Consider the following 6,391-nt stretch of genomic DNA (forward strand, 5'->3'; position numbering starts at 1 on the left):
ACACCAATATTGTTCACAACTGAAATAGGATTGATTGCTATATGATTTTATATTAATAAAGATTTTGAAATTATTTATTTGATGTTAGGTCTTATATTATAGTAACAAAATGGATATTGTTGCAACTCTGTAGATGGTTGAAAATGTCAAATTCACAACTGCTTAATCAAGTTTTATTGACTTTTGTAGATAATTTTCAAGAACATAGACAAGAGTTGTCGGCGGTGGTATTAACACATCAGAAGTATTTATGGTTGGGGTCAGATGAAAGTTCAACAATTGAACGTTTATCTTTAGTTGATGCTGATAAATTTACAGACCATCAACAATTTAGAGTAGCAGAATTTATCAGTTTGCCTGCACCAGAAGACCAAGAAATTGATATAGAAGGACTCGCTTACAGCAATTATTACTTATGGTTTGTTGGTTCTCACAGCTACAAACGCAAAAAGCCAAAACCTGACAAAATTGATACAAAAAACCTTAAAAGATTAGCAAAAATTGAATCAGAACCCAACCGTTACCTCTTAGGACGGATTCCTTTAATTGATGGCAAGTTATTCTCATCTTGCCCACACCCCCAAAAGCCAGATGTGCAGTTAAATGCTGCTAAATTAGAGGTTACGAGTCAAGGTAACTTACTGATGGCAGCTTTGCTAGAAGACTCTCATTTAGGGTCATTTATCAAAGCAGCAATTCCAGGGAAAGATAATGGCTTTGATATTGAAGGTATTGTCACTTATCAAAACCGTATTTTTCTTGGTTTGCGCGGCCCTGTATTGCGGGGTTGGGCTATGGTAGTGGAAATCGAATTAGAAGATTCTAGTCCTGGACTGATGAAATTAAAGCAAATTGGAGAAACCCAGGAACTATATAAAAAGTATTTCATTTGGTTAAATGGTTTGGGAATTCGGGATTTGTGCCTAGATGGACAAGACTTGTTAATTTTAGCCGGCCCAACAATGGATTTAGATGGGGCCATACAAGTTTATCGCTGGAAAAATGCTGTAAATCTGCAACAAAACGCCTTCATTAATCCAGATTTTGTCAGAGATATTCCCTACGGAAATCGAGAAGATCGTGCTGAAGGAATTACGCTTTTTCAGGATGTCATTGGCATACCTTCGCTACTAGTGGTTTATGACTCTCCGGCAAAAACTAGACTGGTTGGTGATGGCGGTGTCATAGGAGATGTGTTTGGTTTGAGTAGCGATCTTATTTGATTTGTGAACTTAGTTGTGGAGGAAGGGAATAAGTAATAAATTAGGATTGCTAAGAGACCATTTATAAAGTAAATCTTAAGTAGGGTGTATTACGGCTATCAAAGGATTTGAGACTTAGTGACAATGAAATTGAGCCGTAACGCAGCATCCATCCATGCGGCGGTGCGTTAGGCGCTAAGATAGTTATTTCGTGACCGATCATATCGAAAATATGCGCCTAACACACCCTACGTTAATTTTATTTTCACTTTATAAATAACCTCTAAGCTAATTGGGCTTTTAAATTGCACAGTTGCTTCCCAAGTACTATTGACTGTTAACTGTCAACCGTCAACTGTCAACAGCCAACACAAAAAAATATACGATCGCTAATGTCAGATTGTTAAAGGTTGGTAGAAATTGCTTGTACGGGACAGGTGGGAATACATTGTTCGCAGACAATACAACGCGATCGCGTGAAGGTTAACTTATATGTCTCTGGGCTGAGACTGAGGGCTTCTGTAGGACAAACCCCAGTACATAAGCCACAGTGGACACACACATCTGGATCGATGGCAATTTCCCCTAAGGAATGAGAAACATTAACATGGCGCGATCGCATCCACTCGATAGCCGCATCTAATTGATCGATGTCTCCCGATAGTTCTAATACTAATTTGCCAATTTGATTTGGGGCAACTTGGGCGCGGATAATATTGGCAGCGACATTAAACTCTTTAGCCAGTACGTAGGTTACTGGCATTTGTACGGCACGTTTAGGGAAGGTGAGGGTTACTCTTTTTTTCACAGGTTTAGCAGAGGCTTTTTTCTGTTGTAGCGTATTCAGAGTTTTATGACTCCAAAGCTGGTTAAGTAATTTGAAGATGAAATTTATTTTTGTTTGCCTGTCATCTACCATAAGATATATACTTGTATGCAATTAAGATAAATACTTAATCAATAATTCCTACCTGAGGTTTAACACTTCAAACTGTAGATTAAAGATGATTTTGGTGTTGAATTTCGCTCTTTCACCAATTTATTTTCACCATAGGCAATCACCAAACCTCAAAATTTTGACAATAGAGAAATACGCTGTAGGGTATGCCCCTGCTTAATCAGGTATTTTCTAAAATAGAATTACAGTAGAATAATCCAGAGGTGATGATGAAGTTAACCTTAAGGAAACATTCATTGTAGGTATTGTATTTGCAGCTTGCCAAGCAAGTGGAAAAGATTCAAGTAAAAATCAATCAATATTGATATTTATGAATGAGTATTGACCTAAAAGAGCAAATTTCTAGAAAATGCTTTAAAATTCAACGTTGATATTAATTATTTGGCTATGGGAACTTACAGCGTTGACTATTAACAGTCAACAGTATACTATGGAATATTTTTTTACTTGCAAGTCGTGATTTAAATTTTGCTGGTTACTTGTTCTATTTGAAAAGCATTTAAAATGAAAATTTTAATTGTAGAAGATGATGAGTTAAATGCTTATTTACTCACCTCAGTTTTGACTAACCAAAACTATGCTGTTGAAGTTGCAGCTGATGGTGACATTGCTTGGGATTTCATTCAAAGTTGTGATTTTGATTTAATCCTCTTAGATGTCATGTTGCCCAAGTTGGATGGCATTAGCCTTTGCCGACAGATTCGGTCTCATGGTCTGCAAGTGCCAATATTATTATTGACAGGGTGTGATAGCGGTCATGAAAAAGCCATCGGATTAGATGCAGGGGCAGATGATTATGTAGTTAAACCCTTTGACCAAGAAGAATTAGTTGCTCGCGTCAGGGCGTTATTGCGTCGTGGAAGCATAACCTTGCAACCCATCCTAGAGCGTGGTAACTTGCGCTTAGACCCCAGCAGCTGTGAAGTTAATTATGCAGGGAATCTGTTGCCACTCACCCCAAAAGAGTATTCTCTCTTAGAACTATTCTTGCGAAATACTCAGCGAGTGTTTAGCTGCGGCATGATATTAGAACATCTTTGGTCTTATGAAGATACTCCACAAGAAGAAGCTGTTCGCACCCATATCAAAGGATTACGACACAAACTCAAAGCTGTAGGAGCGCCCAGCGACTTCATTGAAACAGTTTATGGTATCGGTTATCGTTTGAAACCACTGGAAGAGGTAGGGGAGACAAGGGAGAAAGCTGGAGCCAATGCCCAATCACAACAGCAAACACTAATGCAAGTTGCCGAAATTTGGCAACGTTATCAAGGACGGGTGGAGGAGCAGGTAAAGGTGTTGGAGCAAGCGATCGCTGCTTTATGCCAAAATAATCTCAAACCTGAACTTCAAAGCCTTGCAACTAAAGAAGCGCATACCTTGGCAGGTTCGTTAGGTACTTTTGGCTTGACTCTTAGCTCAAAATGGGCGCGGAATATCGAGTTGTTACTCAGTTGTGGTCAAACTTTGAGTACGTCTCAAATCAACAACCTCCAAACTTGGGTAAAATTTTTGCGTCGGGAAATTCAGGAAAAAAATGCAGCGCTAAAATCTGCATCAATAACCGCAACCCCTACGCCACTAAATCCCTCCAACACAGAAACCAAAGTATTGATTGTGGACGACGATCCCCAAATTCAAGCATTTTTGCAAAGCTTACTTACTCCTTGGGGACTCAAAGCCATTGCTCTTGAAGATCCGCGTCAGTTTTGGCAAACCTTGGAAGCAGTTGCACCAGATTTACTGGTTTTAGATGTGGAACTACCATTTATTAATGGTATTGAACTTTGTCAGATAGTACGCAACGATTCACGCTGGAGTGAGTTACCAATCCTCTTTCTCACAGTGCATAACGATGCCGAAATAGTCAATGAAGTATTTAGCATCGGTGCTGATGACTTTGTGAGCAAGCCCATTATCGGGCCAGAATTAGTAACCAGAATTGTTAATCGTTTAGAACGGGTAAAATTGCTGCAACGCGTAGCCCAAAGCAATGAAGCAGGGAAAAAACAAAGATGGCGAGCAGAAGGAAAAGAATTACTACAACTTCCCCAGTATCCGTCAACAGTCAACAGTCAACAGTCAACAGTCCCCAATCTCCAAGCCATCAACGAACTGGAATTAAGAGTAGCAGAACGCACTGCTGAGTTAATTACCCTGAATCAACAGTTGCAGTCACAACTCGATGAACTTCAGCGGACACAGGAAGAATTACGTTTTTCTCAAGCTCGATTTGCCCGAATTTTAGACATCGCGGATGATGCAATTATTTCTATCAATGGTTTTCAATGCATCACGTTGTTTAATCAAGGAGCAGAGAGAATTTTTGGCTACTCTGCTCAGGAAGTAATTGGACAAAAGCTTGACTTACTGTTGCCATCGCGCTTTTACGACGTACATCATCACCATGTGGTGGACTTTGGTAAATCTCCTAATCTTGCCCGCCGTATGGGAGAACGCCGGGAAATATATGGTCGCTGCAAGGATGGTAGTGAATTTCCAGCAGAGGCTTCCATCTCCAAAATCGATATGAATGAAGAAATATTTTACACAGTTATATTACGTGATATAACTGAGCGAAAGCAAATCGAACGGATGAAAGATGAGTTTATCTCTGTTGTCAGCCACGAACTACGCACCCCTTTAACTTCAATTCATGGTTCTCTGGGAATGCTAGCTAGTGGTTTGTTACCAACGGATTCAGAACAGGGAAAACGCTTGTTGCAAATTGCTACTGATAGCACTGAACGTTTAGTACGCTTAATCAATGACATCCTCGATATTGAACGCATTGAGTCGGGTAAGACGAAAATGGAACGAGCAATCTGCAATATCGTTGACATCATCACTGAAGCAGTAAATGTCATGCAGCCTTTAGCTGATAAAGCAGGAGTAAAGCTAGTGATTTCCGATGTCTCTGGTCAAGTATGGGCAGATTGCGATCGCATTGTTCAAACTTTAACCAACTTATTAAGTAATGCCATTAAATTTTCCTGTCCTGGGTCTACAGTTTGCTTAGAAGTCCAACAACAAGGTGACGAAGTTTTGTTAAAAGTCAAAGACGCTGGACGCGGTATTCCAGCTGACAAACTTGAGAGTATCTTTGAGCGGTTTCAACAAGTTGACTCTTCTGATTCCCGCAATCATGACGGTACTGGTTTGGGCTTAGCAATTTGTAAAAGCATTATGCAGCAGCATGGTGGACGTATTTGGGCTGAAAGTGTACTAGGAGAAGGTAGCACTTTTTACATTACTCTGCCGTTAATTCGGACTTCCGCAAAAAGAGATAAAAGTAACCAATTGCATTCAGTAAATAAAACATTTGCAGACAATCATCTATTAGAGTCAGTCAGACAAGTGTTAGCAGAATCTTCCGAGGGAATCCGTGTTTTGATTGTTGAAGACGATACCGATTTAGCTCAACTGCTGATCACTTTATTTGAAAGGCACAAAATTGAAACCTTTTTAGCCAAAACTGGACGGGAAGCTATCCGACTGAGTCAAGAAGTGAATCCTGACTTAATGATTCTTGATTTAATCTTGCCAGAGAGTGATGGTTTTGCAGTGGTGGATTGGCTACAACAGCATAATCATCTGTGTAATACTCCTGTGCTAGTATACTCAGCTAAGGATTTGGATGAATCCGAACACAATCGACTGAAGTTAGGGCATACAGAATTTTTGACCAAGGGGCGCGTTACTACTGAGGAATTTGAACAACGGGTGATGGAGTTACTTCAACGAGTTACTCACAACCAAAAAGAGGATAGCGATGATATCAATGAAGCGAATTCTAGTGGTTGATAACGAACAGTATATTCAAGAAGTTGCCAAGATTTGCTTAGAAACAGTGGCAGGTTGGAAAGTGGAGACAGCTGGTTCTGGTAAGGAGGGTATAATTAAAGCCGAAACTTACCAGCCAGATGCGATTTTACTGGATGTAATGATGCCAGATATGGATGGTATTGCCACCTTTGAAAAATTACAAGCAAATCCCCTAACCAAGGCAATTCCGGTAATTTTATTAACTGCTAAAATCCAGGCTTCCGATCGCCGTCGCTATGCTCAAATAGGAATGAATGGTGCGATCGCCAAACCCTTCAATCCCTTAGAATTAGCTCAACAAGTAGCAGCAGCTGTGGGATGGAACTTAGAGAATTAATCAGCTGATGGGCTTTTAAATTGCATAACTCAACTCGTTAGAAAGATGCGGGGACGCGGGGACACGGGG

The 6,391-nt window shown here is 40.1% G+C and carries 4 protein-coding genes; 3 read left to right on the forward strand and 1 reads right to left on the reverse strand.

Annotation, left to right across the window (positions count from 1 at the left end; genetic code table 11):
• Positions 1 to 143 precede the first annotated feature (143 nt).
• Entirely contained in the window at positions 144 to 1,223 is a 1,080-nt protein-coding gene (locus tag GNE10_RS30630) for a DUF3616 domain-containing protein (RefSeq protein ID WP_185569590.1), read from the forward strand.
• 382 nt (positions 1,224 to 1,605) lie between these two features.
• Here the strand turns inward: GNE10_RS30630 and GNE10_RS30635 are convergent, their stop codons facing one another.
• Positions 1,606 to 2,010: an NIL domain-containing protein gene (locus GNE10_RS30635; protein WP_099067663.1), complete on the reverse strand. Its 405-nt coding sequence runs from the start codon at positions 2,008 to 2,010 to the stop codon at positions 1,606 to 1,608.
• Positions 2,011 to 2,664: 654 nt separating this feature from the next.
• On the opposite strand from GNE10_RS30635, the gene GNE10_RS30640 reads away from it, so the two are divergent.
• Together GNE10_RS30640 and GNE10_RS30645 are read left to right on the forward strand one after the other, a co-directional pair.
• A complete protein-coding gene (locus tag GNE10_RS30640) occupies positions 2,665 to 5,964 on the forward strand; it encodes a response regulator (RefSeq protein ID WP_185569592.1) in 3,300 nt (1,099 codons plus the stop codon).
• Positions 5,936 to 6,322, forward strand: a complete 387-nt coding sequence (locus tag GNE10_RS30645; protein ID WP_185569593.1) for a response regulator — start codon at positions 5,936 to 5,938, stop codon at positions 6,320 to 6,322. The genes GNE10_RS30640 and GNE10_RS30645 overlap by 29 nt, the downstream gene beginning before the upstream one ends.
• Positions 6,323 to 6,391 lie beyond the last annotated feature (69 nt).

It is taken from the genome of Nostoc sp. 2RC, assembly GCF_014222165.1.
In the GTDB taxonomy this organism is placed as follows: domain Bacteria; phylum Cyanobacteriota; class Cyanobacteriia; order Cyanobacteriales; family Nostocaceae; genus Nostoc; species Nostoc linckia.

What these genes read in the sequence shown, in the direction of transcription:
- GNE10_RS30630 (WP_185569590.1), top strand. Translation starts at nt 144, where the DNA reads ATGTCAAATTCACAACTGCTTAATCAAGTTTTATTGACTTTTGTAGAT.
- GNE10_RS30640 (WP_185569592.1), top strand. Translation starts at nt 2,665, where the DNA reads ATGAAAATTTTAATTGTAGAAGATGATGAGTTAAATGCTTATTTACTC.